The organism is Streptomyces sp. ADI95-17 (assembly GCF_003846175.1).
Taxonomy (GTDB): Bacteria; Actinomycetota; Actinomycetes; order Streptomycetales; family Streptomycetaceae; genus Streptomyces; species Streptomyces sanglieri.
In genome coordinates, this window is the sequence record NZ_ML123053.1 from 25,437 (window position 1) to 29,209 (window position 3,773).

Annotated in this window: 2 protein-coding genes; both read left to right on the top strand. The window is 72.4% G+C overall.

Annotation, left to right across the window (positions count from 1 at the left end; translation table 11 throughout):
• Positions 1 to 2,342 (top strand): SDR family NAD(P)-dependent oxidoreductase (locus EES42_RS39475; protein ID WP_164495496.1); only part of this gene is annotated, 2,342 nt, incomplete at its 5' end.
• A 48-nt stretch (positions 2,343 to 2,390) separates the two neighbouring features.
• On the top strand, positions 2,391 to 3,773 hold a 1,383-nt coding region (locus tag EES42_RS39480), incomplete at its 3' end, for a type I polyketide synthase (RefSeq protein WP_206433812.1).

The window sequence follows — 3,773 nt, forward strand, 5'->3', positions numbered from 1 at the left end:
CCGAACTCCACGTACGCGGCAGGGCAGTTGACTGGAACGCGTACTACGCCGGCACCGGCGCCCGCCGCGTGGACCTGCCCACCTACGCCTTCCAGCACGACCGCTACTGGCCGAGCGCTGCGCCCGTACCGGTGGCCGCCCGGGCGGATGGTGGACAGGACCCGGTGGACGCCGAGTTCTGGGGCGTGGTCGAGCGCGGCGACGTGGACGAGCTGGCCAGGACCCTCGACCTCGCGGACAGCGGAGAGTCCTCTCTGGCGAGCGTGCTCCCCGCGCTCTCCAACTGGCACCGGAAGCGCAGCGAGGACTCGGCCGTCGCCGGATGGCGGTACCGCGTGACGTGGCAGCCGCTCGCGGATGCGGGCACCCAAGGCACCTCGGGCGCCACGGCCGCGCAGAAGACCCCCTTGCTGAACGGGACGTGGGTGCTCGCGGTGCCCGAGGCGGATGCCGCGAGCACCGCCCTGACCGACTGCGCGACGGTGCTCGGTGAGCACGGCGCGAACGTGGTCGTGCTGCTCGTGGACGGCGGCAGGGACACCGTGAAGGATGTTGCCGAGCGGCTCGGCGAAGCGGTCGCCGAGCCGGGGACGCTCTCCGGAGTGCTGTCGCTGCTCAGCTTCGACGAGCGGCCGCACCCCGTGCACGGTGCGCTGCCCGTCGGTTCGTTCGCCGTGCTGGCCCTGCTGCGCGCGATGACCGAGCTGGGTCTTGAGGCGCCCCTGTGGTGTGCCACGCGGACCGCTGTCTCGGTACGCCGCTCCGACGTCCTCGCACGGCCGGCGCAGGCCCAGACGTGGGGGCTCGGGCGGGTCGCCTCGCTGGAGCACCCGAAGCTGTGGGGCGGCCTGGTCGACCTGCCGGAGCGGGTGGACGCGACCGCGCTGAACCGCCTGGTGTCCGTTCTCGCGCGTACCGACCACGAGGACCAGGTGGCCGTGCGCGAGGCCGGTGTGCTCACCCGGCGCGTGGTGCCCGCTCCGCTCGACGGTCCGGAGCCCGCTAGGCCCTGGAAGCCGTCGGGCACCTCGATCATCACCGGAGGCACCGGCGCGCTCGGTGGCCATGTCGCGCGGTGGCTCGCCGGCAACGGGGCCGAGCACGTCGTTCTCACCAGCCGCAGCGGTGGCAAGGCCGCAGGCGTCGACGATCTGGTCGTGGACATCGAGAAGTCGGGCGCCAGGGTCACCGTTGCGGCGTGCGACGTGACCGACCGCGCGGCGGTGGCCGCGCTCCTGGAGAAGCTCGCCGCGGACGGCGACGTGGTGCGCACCGTCGTGCACGCCGCCGGAGTCGGCGTGCTCGCGCCCCTGGCGGTGACGGACGACGTCCTCTTCGCGGACATTGCGTCGGCGAAGGTCGCGGGGGCCAGGCACCTGGACGAACTCCTCGGCCGGGAGAGCCTCGACGCGGTCGTCTACTTCTCGTCCGTCTCGGCGATCTGGGGCGTCGGCGACCACGGCGCCTACGCGGCGGCCAACGCTTACACGGACGCCCTCGCCGAGCAGCGCAGGGCCGAGGGCGTGCCCGCCCTGTCGGTGGCGTGGGGCCCGTGGGCCGGCGGCGGCATGGTCAGCGATGACGCGAAGATCCTCCTCGACCGCCAGGGCGTGCGCCTCATCCAGCCGGAGACGGGCATGACCGCGCTGCGGCAGGCCCTGGAGAACGACGACACGTCCGTGGTGGTGGCCGACGTCGACTGGGAGCGTTTCGCGCCCGTCTTCACCATGGCCCGCGAACGCCCCCTGATCGGCGACATTCCGCAGGTGAGGGCCGCGGTGGCGGCTCCGGACACGGGCCGGGCCGAGGAGACGGCCGAGGTACACACGCTCCGCGCTGAACTGACCGTGCTGGCCGAGGCCGACCGGGAACGGCTGCTCCTCGACCTGGTGCGGGAGCACGCGGCGACGGTGCTCGGGCATGCGACGCCGGACGGCGTAGAGCCGGGCCGGGCCTTCCGCGAACTCGGCTTCGACTCGCTCACCGCGGTCGAACTGCGCAACCGGCTCGACGCCGCGACCGGCCTGCGGCTGCCCGCAACCTCCGTGTTCGACCATCCGACGCCGGCCGCGCTCGCCAGCCACCTGCAGAAGGAGATCCTGCAGGACACGGAGGGCGATCTGCCGCCCGGCGCAGAACTCGACCGCCTCGAACAGGTCCTCGCCGCCCGCGCACACGACGACATCGGGCGCGTACGGGTGGTCATGCGCCTGGAATCCCTCCTGTCCAGGCTCAACGAGACCCACGGGCCCGGGGACCGGACGGACGCCGCGGAGAGGCTCGAGTCCGCGACGAACGAGGAGCTGTTCGACCTGATCGACAACGACCTCGGGATCTCTTGACGTGACAAGCACGAACATTCCTGCACGACTCACGGGAGCGATGTACTGATGGCGGATGAAGAGAAGCTGCGCGATTACCTGGCACGGGTGGTCGCCGAGCTCCAGCAGACGCGCCAGCGGCTTCGCCATGCCGAGTCGGAGGAGTCGGAGCCCGTCGCCATCGTCGCGATGAGCTGCCGCTACCCCGGTGACGTGCGCTCCCCGGAGCAGCTGTGGGAACTGGTGGCGTCCGGTGGCGACGCCGTCGCGGAGTTCCCCACGGACCGCGGCTGGGACCTTGAGAAGCTGTACGACCCCGACCCCGACCCGGATCACGTGGGCACCTCCTACGCGAACCAGGGCGGATTCCTTTACGACGCCGCCGAGTTCGACCCGGGCCTCTTCGGGATCAGCCCGCGTGAGGCGCTGGCGATGGACCCGCAGCAGCGGCTCCTCCTGGAGACCACCTGGGAGGTGCTGGAGCGCGCCGGCATCGATCCGCTCTCCGTGCGCGGCAGCCGCACCGGCGTCTTCATCGGAGCCTCCACCCAGGGCTACGGCATCGGTGCAGGGGCCGCCCCGGGTTCGGACGCGCACGCCCTGACCGGCGACGCGGCATCCGTCCTCTCCGGCCGCGTCTCCTACACCCTGGGCCTCGAAGGGCCTGCGGTGACGGTCGACACCGCGTGCTCGTCGTCGCTGGTCGCGCTGCACTGGGCGATCCAGGCCCTGCGCTCGGGCGAGTGCACCCAGGCCGTCGCCGGCGGCGTCACCGTCATGTCCAACCCCGGTGTCTTCGTCGAGTTCTCCCGTCAGCGCGGCCTCGCCGTGGACGGCCGGTGCAAGGCGTTCGCGGAGGCGGCGGACGGCACGGGCTGGGGCGAGGGCGTGGGCCTGCTGCTCCTGGAGCGCCTCTCCGACGCGCGCCGCAACGGCCACGAGGTCCTCGCGGTCATCCGCGGTTCCGCCGTCAACCAGGACGGCGCGTCCAACGGTCTGACCGCCCCCAACGGCCCGTCCCAGCAGCGCGTCATCAGCCAGGCGCTGTCCGGGGCCCGGCTCTCCCCGACGCAGGTCGACGTCGTCGAGGGGCACGGTACGGGTACGACGCTCGGCGACCCCATCGAGGCGCAGGCACTGCTGGCCACCTACGGCCAGGAGCGCCCCGAGGGCCGGCCGCTACTGCTGGGCTCGATCAAGTCGAACATCGGTCACACGCAGTCCGCCGCCGGTGTCGCGGGCGTCATCAAGATGGTCATGGCGATGCGCCATGGTGTGGTGCCCCAGACCCTGCACGTGGACGAGCCGTCCTCCCACGTGGACTGGTCGGCAGGGGCCGTTGAGCTGGTCAGCGAGCCGGTCACCTGGCCGGAGACGGGCGAGCCGCGCCGTGCGGGCGTCTCTTCCTTCGGGATCAGCGGCACGAACGCGCACGTGATCGTCGAGCAGGCG